Origin of the sequence: Dyadobacter sp. CY351, from assembly GCF_021502625.1 — a bacterium.
In the GTDB taxonomy this organism is placed as follows: Bacteria; Bacteroidota; Bacteroidia; order Cytophagales; family Spirosomataceae; genus Dyadobacter; species Dyadobacter chenhuakuii.
Genome location: NZ_JAKFFU010000016.1, coordinates 1 through 16,312, shown reverse-complemented (window position 1 = coordinate 16,312; position 16,312 = coordinate 1). Strand labels below are relative to the sequence as shown.

15 protein-coding genes are annotated in these 16,312 nt (G+C 45.9%); 8 read left to right on the top strand and 7 right to left on the bottom strand.

What is annotated here, in order from left to right:
• Positions 1-97: 97 nt before the first annotated feature.
• Positions 98-1,603, bottom strand: coding sequence for a glycerol kinase GlpK (glpK, locus tag L0660_RS24745; RefSeq protein ID WP_233794713.1), 1,506 nt, complete (start codon positions 1,601-1,603; stop codon positions 98-100).
• Positions 1,604-1,707: 104 nt separating this feature from the next.
• On the opposite strand from glpK, the gene pbpC reads away from it, so the two are divergent.
• The gene (pbpC, locus tag L0660_RS24740) at positions 1,708-4,005 is read left to right on the top strand and encodes a penicillin-binding protein 1C (protein ID WP_235161831.1); all 2,298 of its coding nucleotides are present in this window, start codon (positions 1,708-1,710) and stop codon (positions 4,003-4,005) included.
• A 2-nt stretch (positions 4,006-4,007) separates the two neighbouring features.
• Here pbpC and L0660_RS24735 read toward each other — a convergent pair whose 3' ends face one another.
• Both L0660_RS24735 and cysS read right to left on the bottom strand, forming a co-directional pair.
• The gene (locus L0660_RS24735) at positions 4,008-5,006 is read right to left on the bottom strand and encodes a M28 family peptidase (protein ID WP_235161830.1); all 999 of its coding nucleotides are present in this window, start codon (positions 5,004-5,006) and stop codon (positions 4,008-4,010) included.
• Between the two features lie 2 nt (positions 5,007-5,008).
• Positions 5,009-6,511 carry a cysteine--tRNA ligase gene (gene cysS, locus L0660_RS24730; RefSeq protein ID WP_235161829.1) on the bottom strand — a complete coding sequence of 501 codons (1,503 nt, stop codon included), beginning with the start codon at positions 6,509-6,511 and terminating at the stop codon, positions 5,009-5,011.
• Positions 6,512-6,709: 198 nt separating this feature from the next.
• Between cysS and L0660_RS24725 the strand changes: the two genes are divergently transcribed.
• Both L0660_RS24725 and L0660_RS24720 read left to right on the top strand, forming a co-directional pair.
• Complete coding sequence (locus L0660_RS24725; protein ID WP_235161828.1) at positions 6,710-7,627, top strand: PfkB family carbohydrate kinase; 918 nt, start codon at positions 6,710-6,712, stop codon at positions 7,625-7,627.
• An 80-nt stretch (positions 7,628-7,707) separates the two neighbouring features.
• The gene (locus L0660_RS24720; protein ID WP_235161827.1) at positions 7,708-8,511 is read left to right on the top strand and encodes a glycerophosphodiester phosphodiesterase family protein; all 804 of its coding nucleotides are present in this window, start codon (positions 7,708-7,710) and stop codon (positions 8,509-8,511) included.
• On the opposite strand, the gene L0660_RS24715 is transcribed toward L0660_RS24720, so the two are convergent.
• The 4 genes from L0660_RS24715 to kdsA all read right to left on the bottom strand — a co-directional run bounded on the left by L0660_RS24715 (position 8,512) and on the right by kdsA (position 11,139).
• Positions 8,512-9,063, bottom strand: a complete 552-nt coding sequence (locus tag L0660_RS24715; protein WP_235161826.1) for a DNA-3-methyladenine glycosylase I — start codon at positions 9,061-9,063, stop codon at positions 8,512-8,514.
• Positions 9,064-9,085: 22 nt separating this feature from the next.
• Positions 9,086-9,547 carry a GyrI-like domain-containing protein gene (locus L0660_RS24710; protein WP_235161825.1) on the bottom strand — a complete coding sequence of 154 codons (462 nt, stop codon included), beginning with the start codon at positions 9,545-9,547 and terminating at the stop codon, positions 9,086-9,088.
• Positions 9,548-9,628: 81 nt separating this feature from the next.
• Positions 9,629-10,327: a phosphatase PAP2 family protein gene (locus tag L0660_RS24705; protein ID WP_235161824.1), complete on the bottom strand. Its 699-nt coding sequence runs from the start codon at positions 10,325-10,327 to the stop codon at positions 9,629-9,631.
• Complete coding sequence (gene kdsA / locus L0660_RS24700; protein ID WP_235161823.1) at positions 10,327-11,139, bottom strand: 3-deoxy-8-phosphooctulonate synthase; 813 nt, start codon at positions 11,137-11,139, stop codon at positions 10,327-10,329. The genes L0660_RS24705 and kdsA overlap by 1 nt, the downstream gene beginning before the upstream one ends.
• 231 nt (positions 11,140-11,370) lie before the next feature.
• Between kdsA and L0660_RS24695 the strand changes: the two genes are divergently transcribed.
• The 5 genes from L0660_RS24695 (at position 11,371) to L0660_RS24675 (ending at position 16,148) form a co-directional block, all read left to right on the top strand.
• Entirely contained in the window at positions 11,371-11,607 is a 237-nt protein-coding gene (locus L0660_RS24695) for an acyl carrier protein (RefSeq protein WP_026629555.1), read from the top strand.
• 43 nt (positions 11,608-11,650) lie between these two features.
• On the top strand, positions 11,651-12,904 hold the full coding sequence (gene fabF / locus L0660_RS24690) for a beta-ketoacyl-ACP synthase II (RefSeq protein ID WP_235161822.1): 1,254 nt from the start codon (positions 11,651-11,653) through the stop codon (positions 12,902-12,904).
• 14 nt (positions 12,905-12,918) lie between these two features.
• Positions 12,919-13,665, top strand: coding sequence for a ribonuclease III (gene rnc, locus L0660_RS24685; RefSeq protein ID WP_235161821.1), 747 nt, complete (start codon positions 12,919-12,921; stop codon positions 13,663-13,665).
• A gap of 292 nt (positions 13,666-13,957) precedes the next feature.
• Positions 13,958-14,389: an Hsp20/alpha crystallin family protein gene (locus tag L0660_RS24680; protein WP_233794726.1), complete on the top strand. Its 432-nt coding sequence runs from the start codon at positions 13,958-13,960 to the stop codon at positions 14,387-14,389.
• Between the two features lie 223 nt (positions 14,390-14,612).
• Positions 14,613-16,148, top strand: coding sequence for a Do family serine endopeptidase (locus L0660_RS24675; protein ID WP_026629551.1), 1,536 nt, complete (start codon positions 14,613-14,615; stop codon positions 16,146-16,148).
• Positions 16,149-16,312: the final 164 nt, after the last annotated feature.

Here is a 16,312-nt window from a genome sequence, read left to right as displayed (position 1 = left end):
GTTACGCCTAAACCTAAGATAGCGCAAGAAAGAGGTTAGTTTATATAGATTATAAAAAAGTTAAAATTGCTAATCCCGGCATACTAATAAATCAATGCTAATCCATCCAGCCATACGACTTGGTAACCGCTTTTTGCCAGCCTTTGTAAAATTTATCCCGGGTTTCGTTAGCCATGTCCGGGTTCCAGGTGTGAGCAATGGCCCAGTTAGCGGTGAGTTCGTCCGTGTTTTTCCAGTAACCTACGGCCAGGCCGGCGGCGTAGGCGGCGCCTAATGCCGTGGTTTCAGCCACAGCGGGTGACACAACTTGCGTATTCAGAATGTCCGATTGGAATTGCATGAGCAGTTCGTTCAAAACCATTCCGCCATCCACGCGTAGTGAGGCCAGTTTGATGCCTGAGTCCTGTTCCATGGCACGTACGACGTCAACAGTTTGGTAAGCCGTTGCCTCCAATACTGCTCTGGCAATGTGACCTTTGTTCACATAACCTGTCAATCCGGCAATAACGCCCCGCGCATCATTGCGCCAGTAAGGCGCATATAAGCCAGAAAATGCAGGGACAAAATAAGCTCCGCCATTGTCTTCGACGGTTTTTGCCAGTTTTTCAATGTCACTGCTTTTTTTGATCAAACCCAAATTGTCCCTGACCCATTGCACCAATGCACCGGTGACCGCGACGCTGCCTTCCAATGCATATTGGACCGGATTGTCGCCAAATTTATAGGCAATGGTTGTTAGCAAGCCATTTTCCGATGTTTTAAGCTCGTTACCTGTGTTCATCACCAGGAAGCAGCCGGTTCCGTACGTGTTTTTAGCCATTCCCGGTTTGAAGCAAGTTTGGCCAACCAATGCGGCATGCTGGTCACCCAGATCGCCGGCAACGGGCACGCCCGGCAGGATTTCGTTGTTGACATAGCCGTAAATTTCACTGCTGCTTTTGATTTCTGGCAGCATATTTTCCGGAATGTCGTAAGCTGCGAGCATTTCCTTGTCCCATTGCAATGTTTTGAGGTTCATGAGTTGCGTGCGGCTTGCATTGGTTACGTCCGTTACGTGAATGCCGCCGTCGCCATGCGTTCCGCCTGTCAAATGCCAGATCAGGAAAGTGTCCATGTTGCCGAAAATCGCTTCGCCTTTTTCTGCGTCTTCGCGAATTCCTTCCACATTATCCAAAAGCCATTTCAATTTTAATCCGCTGAAATAGGTGGAAACCGGAAGTCCGGTGATTTCGCGGAATTGGTTGAGGCCGCCTTCGCGTTCGTATTTGGCGACAAGCTCGGTAGTGCGCGTGTCTTGCCACACCAATGCATTATAGTAAGGCTTGCCTGTGCGCTTGTTCCAGACAACCGTCGTTTCCCTTTGATTTGTAATGCCAATAGCCGCAATGTCCGCCGCCGTTGCCGATACATTGATTCGCGCTATTGCGATCACTTCCAATGTATTTTTCCAGATTTCGGTCGGATTATGCTCCACCCAGCCCGGATGCGGGTAAATTTGCTCGTGTTCCTTTTGTCCTACTGAAACGATATTTCCCTGATGATTGAAAAGGATGCAACGCGTACTCGTGGTTCCCTGGTCAATGGCGGCTACGTATTTCGACATGGTGGTATTTTGATTGGCTTTTTTTGCAATAAAGTCAGTAATTAGAGAAAATTACCTGATAGCGACAAATCAGCGCCAAATGAACCCTCACACACATTCCGGAAATGAAGCGTAAATTCAAAATAGCAGGACTGGCCTTGCTGTCTGCCATTATCCTGTTTCTGATCCTCGATTTCGCCTTTCCATTTCAACCCAAAATCCATTACGCCACGCAGGTTACCGATCATAAGGGGAATGTGATTCATGCTTTTTTGAGTAAAGAAGACAAGTGGCGATTGTATTCCAGCGTTTCGGAAATTACGCCGCTGCTGCGTAAGACATTGATATATAAGGAAGACCAATATTTTTACTATCATCCGGGCGTTAATCCTTTCGCCATTGCTCGCGCTGGCGTCCGTAACATTTTTACGGGCCGCAGAACTTCCGGCGCTTCAACCATTACCATGCAGGTTGTGCGGCTGATGGAGCCGCGGAGGCGGACTTATCTGAATAAAATCCTCGAAATCCACCGTGCATTTCAGCTGGAATTGCATTATTCCAAAGCCGAGATCCTGCAAATGTATCTCAATCTGGTCCCTTATGGCGGCAACATTGAAGGCATTAAGGCGGCTTCGCTGCTGTATTTCGGAAAACCGCCTCAGCTGCTCAGTTTGTCGGAAATTACGGCGTTGACCATTGTTCCTAACCGGCCATCGAGCCTGCGGCCGGGGACGCGTAATGATGCATTGGTGGCTGCCCGGAATGTGTGGCTCCGCCGGTTTGAGGAAGAGCAGCTTTTTGATAAAAATATCATTCAGGATGCATTGAACGAGCCTTTGGTGGTGAAGCGCCTGCAAGCGCCGAAGCTGGCGCCGCATTTGGCATTGAGGTTAAAAAAAGAGAATCCGGATGAGCCGGTGATCCATAGTCAGCTTAAAATTCAGTTGCAGAGCCAGATCGAGGAGCAGGTTAAAAATTACATTAACCGACGAAAGATGATGAACATTCACAATGCGTCGGTGCTGGTGGTGAATAATGAGACGATGGAAGTGGAGGCTTATGTGGGCTCGGCGGATTTCAATGATGTGTTCGATGGCGGGCAGGTGGACGGCGTTCGGGCGGTGCGTTCGCCGGGAAGCACCCTGAAACCATTGCTCTACGGGACTGCATTTGATTTGGGATTGATCACTCCGAAAAAAATTGTAAATGACGTTCCGAGCAATTTCAGCGGTTATGAGCCGGAGAATTTTGATCAGCATTTCAATGGTCCGGTTACGGCGGAATTTGCTTTGGCCAATTCTTTGAACATTCCGGCGGTTAAGATTTTGAAGGAAGTCAGCACGCCCGTTTTGATCTCCAAATTGCGGAAAGCAGGATTTAAAACCATTGACAAACAAGCCAAAGATCTGGGCCTTTCTATGATCCTTGGGGGCTGCGGGGTGACATTGGAAGAGCTAACCCGCTTATTTGCAGCATTTTCCAATGAAGGGGAGTTGAAAAAATTGCGCTACACTTCCGAAACGCCTTTGGACAAAAAAGGAACGCCCGTCATTTCCCGGGAAGCATCCTACTTACTAACCGACATTCTGACCCAGATCACCCGTCCCGATTTGCCGACGAACTTTGACAATACCTATCATTTACCCAAAATCGCCTGGAAAACAGGCACTTCGTATGGGAAACGGGATGCTTGGAGCATTGGGTATAATCGCCGATATACTATTGGCGTTTGGGTCGGAAATTTTTCTGGCGAAGGCGTTCCCGAATTGAGCGGCGCAAACACGGCTACGCCTTTGCTGTTTTCCATTTTCAATGCATTGGATTACAATTCGCCCAAAGGCTGGTATGAAACGCCTGCCAATGTTTCATTGCGGAAAGTGTGCGCAGAGAGCGGTGATATTCCATCCGAGTTTTGTACGCATAAGATTTTAGATCAATACATTACGGGTGTGTCGGCTTATAAAAGATGCCAGCATCTGCGGTGGGTTTTTACGGATAAGCCGGGCAAGATTTCTTACTGCACTTACTGCCTTCCTGAAAATGGTTTTGAAAAACGCGCTTACGCCAATCTGGCTCCCGAACTGATCGCCTATAATGAGCTCCAAAAGATCCCTTACCAAAAAATCCCACCACATAACCCTGATTGTGAACGTGTTTTCCATGAAGGGCCGCCATTAATCGTGAGTCCGAATGACGGAAGCGAATATTATTTACGCCCCGACGAGCCGCAGCAGATCCAGCTCGCTTGCCAGACGTCCAATGACGTGCAGGAGGTTTTTTGGTATATTAATGATAAGCTCAACAAAAAATCCGCCCCGCATGAAGGCGTTTTTGTGAGCCTTCCGCTGGGGCGGGTTAAAATTTCGTGCAGTGACGATAAAGGCCGGAACTCCAATATCTGGGTGACCGTCAAAAAAATGTGATTCTACAGAGGCTGATCGGCCGCTTCCTGATAAATCACCTGCATCAATGTCTGCCCAACCGCCTTTAATGTTTTAGGATCAATGTGTTCCATCGTATCATCATTCGTGTGCCATTGGTCAAAGAATGTTTTCGACATGTTATTTGGCTTGGTATGAATGATGTCAATCATCGGGATTTTTGCAATTTTGTTAACCGCCACGTGGTCGTCTGTAATTGCACCGCCTCTTTCGTTGATAAAGAAATTGCTGTATCCAATTCTGCTTGCGGTATTCCAAACCGTATTTACAAAGCGCTCAGCCATTTGTACAGAATAGCCTTCCTTAAAGAATGTGGCACCTTTCGCACCAGCCATATCGAGCAAAATCCCGAAATAAGCGGTGTAATTCGGAATGTGTTTGTTGGCTGCCCAATATTGGGAACCTAAGCAAAAGCCGCTGTATTCATCAGTTGCAGCTTCCGAATTCCCCCAATCTTCGGCATCAAAAAATATAATGTCAACGCCGATTTCAGGAGATGGATTTTGCGTAGAGAGCACGCGGGCAACTTCCAGCAAAATTCCAACGCCGCTTGCGCCATCATTTGCGGCCAGTACGGGTTTGTTTTTAACCAAAGAATCCTGGTCAGAAAAAGGCCGTGAATCCCAGTGCGCGGCCAGCAGAATACGTTTCTGCGCTTTTGGGTTAAAGCTGCCGATAATGTTAGTCGAGTTGAGCGTTTGGTTATCGTAAGTCTTCGCTTTGAATTTTTGTTCAATAACATTCAGACCATAACCTTTAAGTGTTGCCGCCAAATAGGCTGCGCAAGCATCGTGTTGCTTCGTATTAGGAACCCTGGGGCCAAAGTCAACCTGCTTCTGCACAAACTTATAAGCTGAATCTTCACTGAATGCTGGGCTTTTCACAAGGGCGGGCGCTTGCTCGGCGGCTTGTTCGGAACTGTCTTTGGTTTTGCAGCCGTAGGCCAGCACGAAGACAAACAATAACAATGTTAACTTTTTCATATTTACTCTTCGTAGGCCCAATCGATCCGTGTTTTGGAATCGCGGATCACCAGTCCCTGGTTTTTGAAATAAGAACGGATTTCGTCTACTTTTTCGTAGTTCATCGATAATTTATATTCCTTATAAAGCTTCAACATGCCGTCCAGAATGGCATAACCTTCGTTCAGCTCTTCTTTCAATCCCAAAACATCTTCGAAAAAAGTGACGAAGTTGTTTTTCAAAGCATTGAATGTTTCCTCGCCAAGTGCCGCCGATTTCAGCTGGCCCATGTTGAGCATATTAATGTATTTCAACAGATTAAACAGGTTCGCAAATGCAACGGCCGTGTTCAGGTCATCATTCATCGCACCATAAAATCCGTCAATGGCTTTCTCGATCTCAATTTTCTTGATCTCGTCCGGGCTCACGCCTTCTTCCGGCACATAGGAAAGCAATTTTGCGTTTCTGAGTCCGTTAGCGAGCTTTTTGTAACCCTTATGCGCTGCCTTTAGTGCTTCATTGGAAAAATCGAGCGTGCTGCGATATTGGCTTTGCAGCATGAAAAACCGCACGGTCATAGGGCTGTAAGCTTGTTCTAGCAAATCGTGGTTACCGGAGAAAAGCTCGGCAGGCAAAAACGAGTTATTGAGCGACTTGGACATTTTTTGTCCGTTCACCGTCAGCATGTTGGTATGCATCCAGTAACGCACCGGCTCTTCATTGGTAAGCGATTTTCCTTGCGCGATCTCGCATTCGTGGTGCGGGAATTTCAAGTCCATTCCGCCGCCGTGAATGTCAAATTGTTTTCCTAAGTATTTGGCACTCATGCAAGTACATTCCAAATGCCATCCTGGAAAACCCATTCCCCAGGGAGAATCCCATTGCATAATGTGCTCCGGGCTGGCTCTTTTCCATAATGCAAAGTCCAGCGGATTACGTTTTTCAGATTGTCCGTCCAGCTCGCGGGTTTCGTTTAAAAGATCTTCAATAATGCGGCCTGAAAGCTTGCCATATTCATTGCCGTCTGCCTGATATTTATTGATATCAAAATAAACAGAGCCATTCGACTCGTAAGCCGCGCCTTTTTCGATCAAAGTTTTTACCGCCTCAATCTGCTCGATCAAATGTCCCGTTGCAGTAGGCTCAATGCTGGGTGGAATTAAATTAAAAATAGCCGAAACATCGTGAAAATCATTGGTATAGCGTTGCACGATCTCCATCGGTTCAAGCTTTTGTAGCTTGGCCATTTTGCCAATTTTATCTTCACCCGCGTCCCCATCGCCCACCAGGTGGCCGACGTCCGTAATGTTGCGCACATAGCGCACTTTGTAGCCAATATGCGTGAGGTAGCGATACAGGATGTCGAAAGACAAAAACGTGCGGATATTTCCTAAGTGTACATTATTATAAACCGTTGGACCACAGACATACATGCCGACATAGGGAGGGGCAATAGGAACAAATACATCCTTTTTACGGGTCAATGTATTGAATATTCTAAGCGGCTGAAAAGTTTGCGCGGTCATCTATGTTTTTACTTTCTTAAAAACTGATTGTACTCGGGTGAATTTTACAAAAATAGCAAATAACCGATGATTGAGTTAAACAGTTTGGCAGAATAGCGTGGGGCCGGGGCGCTATTCGGGCGTTTTGATTATCTTCGCAGCGTTTTTGTGATTAACACCCAGTTTGAAACTATCTTAAAATCAATACAATACTTATTTATGAGTTTATTAACCGTAGGATCTGTTGCATTCGATGCGCTTGAAACACCTTTTGGAAAAACAGATAAAATTATTGGCGGTGCGGCCACTTACATCACACTAGCAGCATCATATTTCACCAAAGAAAATAATCTCGTGGCCGTTGTTGGCGGCGACTTCCCGGATGAAATGATCTCCCTTTTGCAAGACCACGGCGTTAATACAGAAGGACTTGAAATTGTAAAAGAAGGAAAAACCTTCTTCTGGTCGGGGAAATATCATGAGGATATGAACACGCGTGATACGCTTGTTACGGAACTGAATGTGATGGAACATTTCGATCCGATCATTCCGGAATCTTACCAGGGAACGACATTCTTGATGTTGGGAAACACAGTTCCTGCGACGCAGAAAGTGATTATCGAGCGCATGAAAAGCCGCCCAAAGCTGATTATGCTCGACACGATGAACCTTTGGATGAACATTGCGATGGACGATCTGAAAGCGGTTCTAAAAATGGTGGATCTGATCACGATCAATGATGAGGAAGCGCGCCAGCTTTCGGGCGAATATTCGTTGCGGAAAGCTGCGAAGAAGATCATGGAAATGGGCCCGAAAACATTGATCATCAAAAAAGGCGAGCACGGCGCATTGTTGTTCCAGGGCGACCGCATTTTCTTCGCTCCGGCATTGCCATTGGAAGAAGTTTTTGACCCAACTGGCGCAGGAGATGTGTTTGCAGGTGGATTTATCGGTTATCTGGCAAGCACAGATGACATTTCATTTGAAAACATGAAACGCGCGGTCATTTACGGATCTGCAATGGCATCATTCTGCGTGGAAAAATTTGGGACAGAGCGACTTGTGAACCTGACGCAGGAAGAAATCAATAACCGCGTGCAGGATTTTGTGAACCTGTCGAGTTTCGAAATTCAATAATTACCATTTTGATCATGTACAAGTCTATGAGTTAAGAACTTTTTATTCTTACTTGTAGACTTGTTTTTTGATAAGCCACCATGCCCAGCAAAGCCACAAACCTCTTTTTCCTTTCCATATTCATGTCTTTGGGCGCCATTGCGCAGCAGGTTTTGCCCGAAGCAAAGCATAAGCTCGTCGTAATTGCGCACCGTGGAAACCACATTAATGTTCCCGAAAATACGCTCGCCGCAGCCCGGGAAGCCATCGCAAGCGGAGCGGATTACGTGGAAGTGGATTTGAGGACTACCAAAGACGGACATTTAATCGTGCTGCACGACGCAACAGTGGACAGGACGACGAACGGGGCGGGAAAAGTGCATGCGATGACGCTGGACGAGGTCAAGCATTTGCAGGTTTTTAACAGAAATAAAAAGACAAATAAAATCCCCGAATTCCGCGAAATGCTGGCAGCTTGCAAGGGTAAAATCAACATTTATCTCGATTTCAAAGCCGCAGATGCAGCCGAAACGTGGAAGCAAATTAAGGAAGCGGGAATGGAAAAGCAGGTGATCGTGTATTTAAACAAAGAAAGCGATCATAAAGAATGGAAGAAAGTGGCGCCCGAAGTGCCGCTGATGTCGAGCTTGCCGAAGGACGTTGATAGCAAAGAAAAATTGACGGCTTTTTTGGAAAAATTACCTTTAAAAATCGTCGATAACCTTCCACATCCGCAACTTTTGGATGCATTGAATGACGCAGGGGTGCAGGTTTGGCTGGATGTGCAGAGTGCGACGGAGGGACCGGCTTCCTGGAAAGTGGCTTTGGAAAAGAGCGTTCAGGGCCTGCAAACCGATCAGCCTGCTGGATTAATTAAATATCTGCAAGATAATGGTGTGCGCTGATTACGCTTTTGCCGTTGCTTTAATCAATTTCACCTTCTGATAAATAGGGCAATCCGGGTCGTGTGCGCCGGGCATGTAACCTGTGCTCATAAGGAACTCATTTACGATCTCCCCGCCGGTAAATTTGAATGTCTTCTTAAAAAGCTTGATCCATTCTTCCTTCGTCAGCGGATGATGCGCTTCGATCCAGCCTTTGAACGATCCGAAATCCTTCTTCAATTCCAGGATCTTCTGCGCATTCACAATCGCAGCATTCACTTTCAGCTTGTTACGAACAATCCCTGAATCCAGCAAAAGCCTTTCCCGGTCTGTTTCATCATATTGAGCAATTTTCTCAATGGAGAAATTGTCATAAGCTTTTCTGAAACCGGCCTGCTTTCGCAACATTAACGTCCAACTCAGACCAGCCTGATTAATTTCCAAAATCAAACGCCCGAAAAGCTCATCGTCATCATTGATTTCAAAGCCGTATTGATGGTCGTGATAATGCTTGTGAAGCAGATAGTCTGCCGTTTCGGTAATGTTGTTGTTGATGAAGCTGCAATATGACATGGGACAGGATTTAAAAGAAAACTTAATTTTTAATGCCGATCTGGACTTCGGTAATGTTGTTTTCAGGATTTTGAAAATCCATATTCAGATACATTTCCCGGTTTTCGCCCGACATGATCAGATTTTTTGCCAAAACATCGGAAATCAGCTCGCTATATATTTTTCCCAGCCCTTCCCAACTGCCATAAAGATGCCCGGCCAAACAATTGAAGGGTTCAAGATATTTTAAATTGAATTCAGAATCCGTCAATGGCGCGTCGTAAACACTGACAGGCAATGCAATGGTCAGATTAAACCGGGTTTCGGGATTGCCGTCGGCGCCGTTATAAATCCAGTAAATAGGGCCGGTAATTTCCATTTCCTTGCGAATTGCCTCCCTATACAGGCGATGCGCAACCAGGCGCACATAACCCATGAGTTCATTCAAAGAAGTTTCGGTTTCGAAATAGAGCACGTGGATAGGCGGGATTGTTTTCGTTTGCATGATGACAATGTTTGAATGTTTTATGCAAATGAAATCACCGCTTGTGACAACCCTATGTCAGCTGGTTTTGGAATTTCAAATTTAATGTTTCATCCGGCGAACGGTCTGTTGCAGCCAGGGATAACTAATGTAAAGGGCTTTGGTAGCGCCTATTCCCACGCCAGCGCCCATGAGGACATCAGCGAGCCAATGTTTGTTGTTCAGAATCCGTAGTCCGCCAACTGCTGTGGCCGTTCCATATCCGCCTATGCTGTACAAAACGCTGCGCTGGCCATATTCTTCGTGCAGAATGGTGGCATTGGCAAATGCGGTTGTCGTGTGGCCGGACGGAAAAGAATAATAATCGGACTGGTCTGGTCGGGGATATTTAATGACCCGCTTTAAGCTTTGTGTTACGCCTTGCGCTATAATGTTGGAAAGCAATGCAAGAATAACCTGATCGCCCAGTTTGTGCTTTCCTTTAACACCCGCCGAAGCCAGCCCGAGGCTGATCACTCCCGGCGCATAAGGAAGAAATTCGTCGGCTTTGGAATGAAAATTGGGATATTTGGAGTGCACCTCCCGCTGAAAATGCCTGCTGATCCTGCCCTGCGCCACTAATCCCGCCAAAGCAAGCGTAACCGGCGGAATCACATCGCCAGCTTTAATTTTCCAAAGCGTTGAATCCTTTTCGGTTTTATTTTTCTCCTCAAAACTGCCCTGCGCAATGACTTCCGGAGAAACAATTTGAAAACAGAAAATGACGCAAAACAGCTGCGTTCTCAGGATGCGTGCCACCATTACATTATCGCTTCACGAACCCGCACCAATCTTTCTAAAAGTCCTTCCAGCTGATCCAGCGGCAGCATATTAGCGCCATCCGATTTGGCTTCCGACGGGTTGAAATGCGTTTCAATAAATAGTCCATCCGCACCCACGGCAATCGCAGCTTTCGCAATGGTCTCGATAAGCTTCGGCTTGCCGCCCGTTACGCCCGAAGCCTGGTTGGGCTGTTGCAGTGAATGCGTGCAATCCATCACAACCGGGACACCGAACGAGCTCATTTCCGGGAGGTTACGATAATCGACAATCAGGTCGCCGTAACCAAAACTGTTACCCCGATCGGTCAGGATCACCGGACATTCAGGGTTGACCTCGTTGATTTTTTCAACTGCGAATTTCATGGAAGCACCCGAAAGGAACTGTCCTTTTTTAACATTCACTGCCTTTCCCGTTCTCGCAGCGGCTGCCAGCAATTCAGTTTGACGGCATAAGAAAGCCGGGATTTGCAGCACGTCTACATACTCGGCTGCAAATGCTGCTTCATGCGATTCGTGAATGTCGGTTACCACAGGCACACCAAAAGTATTTCGAACCTCTTCCAAAATCTTTAATGCCTTTTCGTCACCAATTCCGGTGAAGGAATCGATCTTCGTCCGGTTGGCTTTGCGGTAAGAACCTTTGAATATATAAGGGATTTTGAGGCGGTCGGTGAGGCTGGTAATGTGCTCGGCAATACGTAATGCCATGTCCCTGCCTTCAATGGCGCACGGGCCGGCCATGAGGAAAAACAGGTGAGAATCGGCGTTTTTTATATTGGATATGGGAATCATACTATACTTTTTCTGGTGGTCAATAATCAATTTGCGAATGTACGGCTATCCGCTTTGTTCTTTATACAATTGAAAGATTTACTGGGACGCATCCGTGGTAAGCATTTGATTTTCTGGTTTTTTTATTTCAACAACATTAAAAGCAATAAAATGAAAGGACTAAAAAAATTTTGTCAAAGTGAATCGAAATTTCTTTCTTTGTTGCGATTTTAACCAAAAAGTGAATATAAAATGTCAGCAATTGCAGAAAGAGTTAAGCAAATTATCGTCGAAAAACTTGGCGTAGAAGAGTCGGAAGTAACTTCGGAAGCAAACTTCCAGAACGACTTGGGAGCGGACTCTCTAGATACCGTTGAATTGATTATGGAATTTGAAAAAGAATTCAATCTATCTATCCCTGACGATCAGGCAGAGAACATTGGTACAGTTGGTCAGGCTGTTGCATACCTGGAAGAAAACGTGAAGTAATTCGGTTTTTTAGCCAGTATCATTTTATTTCTGTCCCCATTTTATGAGTTTGAAGAGAGTTGTAATTACCGGAATGGGCGCATTAACGCCCGTTGGAAATGATGTTTCTACCTTTTGGAAAAATTTGGTTGCAGGTGTAAGCGGAGCAGCTCCGATTACCCGTTTCGATGCTGAAAAGTTTCGCACCAGGTTTGCCTGTGAAGTTAAAGGTCTGGACGTTACTAGTTACATTCCTCGTCAGGAAGCCCGTAAAATGGACCCATTTACCCAATACGCCGTCATTGCAGCAGATGAAGCAATGAAGGACGCCGGCTTTGACGCAGATACGCTTGATCTCGACAAAGCCGGTGTAATTTGGGGAACCGGAATCGGCGGATTGAAAACCTTTGAAGAAGAGGTGATGAATTTCGCGGAAAACGGCAAAACCCCCAGGTTCAACCCATTTTTTATCCCCAAAATGATCGTGGACAGTGCTTCGGGAGTTCTCTCGATCCGCTATGGTTTCCGCGGTCCCAATTTCATCACCGTTTCAGCCTGTGCTTCGGCCACCAATGCTTTGATTGATGCATTCAATTACATCAAGCTTGGGATGATGAACGTCTGTATTTCCGGCGGTTCAGAAGCAGCGGTTACCATTGCCGGTGTGGGTGGTTTTAATGCATTAAAAGCATTATCCGAAAGAAACGATTCTCCCGAAACGGCATCGCGTCCTTATGATAAGGATCGTGACGGTTTTGTATTGGGAGAAGGCGGCGCGGCGCTGATCCTGGAAGAGCTAGAACACGCGAAAGCACGCGGCGCTAAAATTTACGCTGAAATGATCGGTGCGGGCATGTCTTCGGACGCTTACCACATTACAGCTCCCCATCCGGATGGCCTGGGCGCTCATATTGTCATGAAAAATGCGATTGAGAACGCAGGAATCAAGCCGGAAGATGTGGATTATATCAATACGCACGGCACATCTACGCCGATCGGTGATCCACAGGAAATTAAGGCAATTGAAAAATTCTTTGGCGAACACGCGTATGAACTGAATATCAGTTCAACCAAATCCATGACCGGCCATTTGCTGGGTGGAGCTGGTGCGATCGAAGCTGCGGCTTGCATCCTGGCGATCCGTGACCAGGTTGTTCCGCCTACTATTAACCACTTTACCGACGATCCGGAAATTAATCCGAAACTGAACCTGACATTTAACCACGCTCAAAAACGCGAGATCAACATTGCACTCAGCAATACATTTGGCTTTGGCGGACACAATGCATCAGTCGTTTTCAAAAAGTATGAAGACTGATTAACTAATTACACTTGGCAAAGCGAATTCTTATACCGATACTCTCTCTTTTCAGAACCGGAAGTGCTGAGGATAAAAAATTTAAGGAATCGATTGCACATGTAATTGGCGACCGGCCTTCGAATCTCGGCGTCTATCAACTGGCTTTTCGCCACACTTCTGCTTCCCGGGAAACGGCTATCAAAGGTTTTCGTGAATCCAATGAGCGTTTGGAATATCTGGGCGATGCTGTTTTGGGAATGGTGGTCGCAGAGTTTCTTTTTACCAAATATCCTTACAAAGACGAGGGTTTTCTTACCGAAATCCGCTCCCGTATTGTTAACCGGGAATCGCTCAATCAAATCTCAAAAAAGCTTGGCCTCGATCGCCTGATCGAATATGATGGAAACCGCCGCGGCATGTCGCCCCGCTCATCCATGTATGGGGATGCGCTCGAAGCGTTCGTAGGAGCCATTTATCTGGACAAAGGCTTCCGTTTCACGCGGACATTTATCATTAGCAAGCTGATCACGCACTACGATCTGGATAGCATTATTCAGAACAATGCCAATTTCAAAAGCCTCATTATCGAATGGGCGCAACGCGAAGGCAAAGAAATCCGCTTTGAAATTCTTGAAGAACGCGGCACCCGCCACCACCGCGAATTCATCTCCCAAATTCTGGTCAACGAAGAGCCTTTCGCACAAGGCAACGGTTTTACCAAGAAAAAAGCTGAGCAATCAGCTTCTGAACAAGCCTGCGCAATATTAGAGCTTCGCTAACTATCCTTTAAGCTTCATTAACTTCTTTCAAGCCTCGCTAATAGTAGCGGAGTTGTGATGATTATCTCTCTCATCATTGACTTTTGCGTAGCATCGGCAAAATATGTCCGTTTGTCGTATAGTTTTTAGTCAAAATACGACATTGTGTCTGCTTTTATAAGGTTATAAATTTTTATCGGACATTATGTCTGCTATTTTTTAACTTTTTGCCTCAGGAATGAGTATTGATAATAAGCCATCATACCGCAGAGGTAAACTGAAAAATAAAATAGACCATTAAAACTTTATAACAATGAGCACTCTAGTAAAAACCCATTTCGCAAATCCTTCTTACTTAAACGGATTTTTTGGCAAAGATTTATTCAACGAAATCGCAGCTCCTGCATTCTCAGGAAGTGTTCCTGCGGTGAATGTTATTGAAAACACAGAAGGTTTCAAGATCGAAGTTGCGGCGCCCGGCTTGCAGAAATCTGATTTCAAATTAAACCTTGAAAAAAATCAGTTGACCATTTCTGCTCAGAAAGAGCAGAATGAGGAAGAGAAAAACGAAAAATATACGCGTCGGGAATTCAAATACACTTCTTTCCAACGCACCTTCACATTGCCTAACACCATTGACGGCGACAGGATTGAAGCCACTTACAATGAAGGCGTGCTGAGCATTGCGTTGCCAAAACGCGAAGAAGCAAAAGAAAAGCCAGCTCGTCAGATCGAGATTGCTTAATCAGCATAATATAAGTTCGAAAGGCGTTATTAATTTTGATTAATAGCGCCTTTTGTTGTGAACAAAGATGTGATTAAATTGTTAGTGACATTGGCAGGATATTTTAGTAAAATCGCATTTCGAATGACTGCAGTTAAAATATGTTAAATGCGCGTTGTGTGGGAATAAAATAGTAAATGCTTTGCGTTATTCATTCATAAAAATATAACCCCAACAAATGTATATGAAAACAAATTGGAAAGGTTTAGTGTTGGTTGGGTTGATTTCTAGTGCATCAACTCTTGCCGGCTTCAAACTATTTAGTGATAACGATGGTAAAGATGTAATTTTTAAAGAGGCTCCCGCAGAGTCGATTACGCGTTTCACGTCAACAGGCACACCGGTGGGTGCACCCGGGGACTTTGTTTACGCCGCTGAGGCTACAACGCCCACGGTCGTTCACATTAAGTCAACGATGACGCGTCAGGCCTCGCGCGGCGGCGGTCAGCAGATTCCGGATATTTTCAGGGATTTCTTTGGTGACGAATTTGAAGGCGGATCACGCGGCCCTCAGTCTCAGGAAGCATCCGGTTCGGGTGTGATCATTTCTGCGGACGGATACATTGTAACCAATAACCACGTGGTGGAAGGTGCTCAGGAACTGGAAGTTACATTGCATAATAAAAGCAAGTTCAGAGCAAAAGTAATTGGTACTGACCCATCTACGGATATTGCGGTGATTAAAGTAGAAGCGAAAGACTTGCCAGCAGTAGTTTTAGGCAACTCGGATGCCGTGAAAGTAGGAGAGTGGGTTGTGGCGGTTGGTAACCCTTTTAATTTGGAATCAACTGTAACAGCTGGTATCGTAAGTGCAAAAGGACGCGGATTAGGCATCATTGGCCAATCAAGACGCGGTCGCGGCGTTACTCCTGCTTCGGCATCATCTGTGGATTCTCCGCTTGAATCATTCATTCAAACTGATGCGGTTGTCAACCCTGGAAACAGTGGTGGTGCATTGGTTAACCTGAAAGGTGAGTTGATAGGTATTAACACAGCCATTGCCAGCCCAACGGGAAGCTTTGCAGGTTATGCCTTTGCGGTGCCTTCGAGCATTGTGAAGAAAGTGTCAAGCGATTTGATCAAATTCGGTAATGTGCAACGTGGATATCTGGGTATTGCCCTGGATGATCTGGATAGCAGAAAAGCTGAAGAATATGGTGTGAAAGTGAATGACGGTGTATATGTTCGTGAATTCACAGAAAACAGCGCAGCGAAAGCAGGCGGTGTAGTGAAAGGCGACGTGATCGTGAAAGTGGACGGCGTGAATGTTCACTCGATCCCTGAATTGCAACAATCAATCGGCTTGCACAAGCCTGGCGATAAAGTGGCGATTACTGTAAACCGTGATGGCAAAGAAAAAGAGCTGGATATCACATTGCGTAACCGCACCGGTGGTTCAGATATCCTGAAACGTGACGAATCTGCTGCAATCATGAATGCTCTGGGTGCACAATTCGGCAACCTTAGCGACCAGGAAAAACAACGTTTATCCCGTTACAAGCTGGATGGCGGTGTGAAAGTGGTTTCGATCGACGGCGGCAAGTTTGCCCGTTCGCAGGTGGAGGAAGGCTTCATCATTACCAAAGTAAATGGTAAGCCGGTTCGTTCCGTTAAAGAATTCCAGGCCGCTATTACTGGCAAGGAAGAGTCAATGGTGCAGTTTGAAGGACTTTATCCTGATGCTCCATACGACGTTTATTCATTCGGATTCCGTTTGTAATATATAGGTTCAAAAAAGAAACCGGCTGTTACGTTTATGCACTGCCCCCAAAAAGTTAGACACTTCTTGGGGGCATTTTTATGGGCAGAAACAGAAAACATAGTGCAGAATTCCGGCTAGGTCTTATCAAAGCATACTTACGGGGTAATTCAATCAATGGCTTA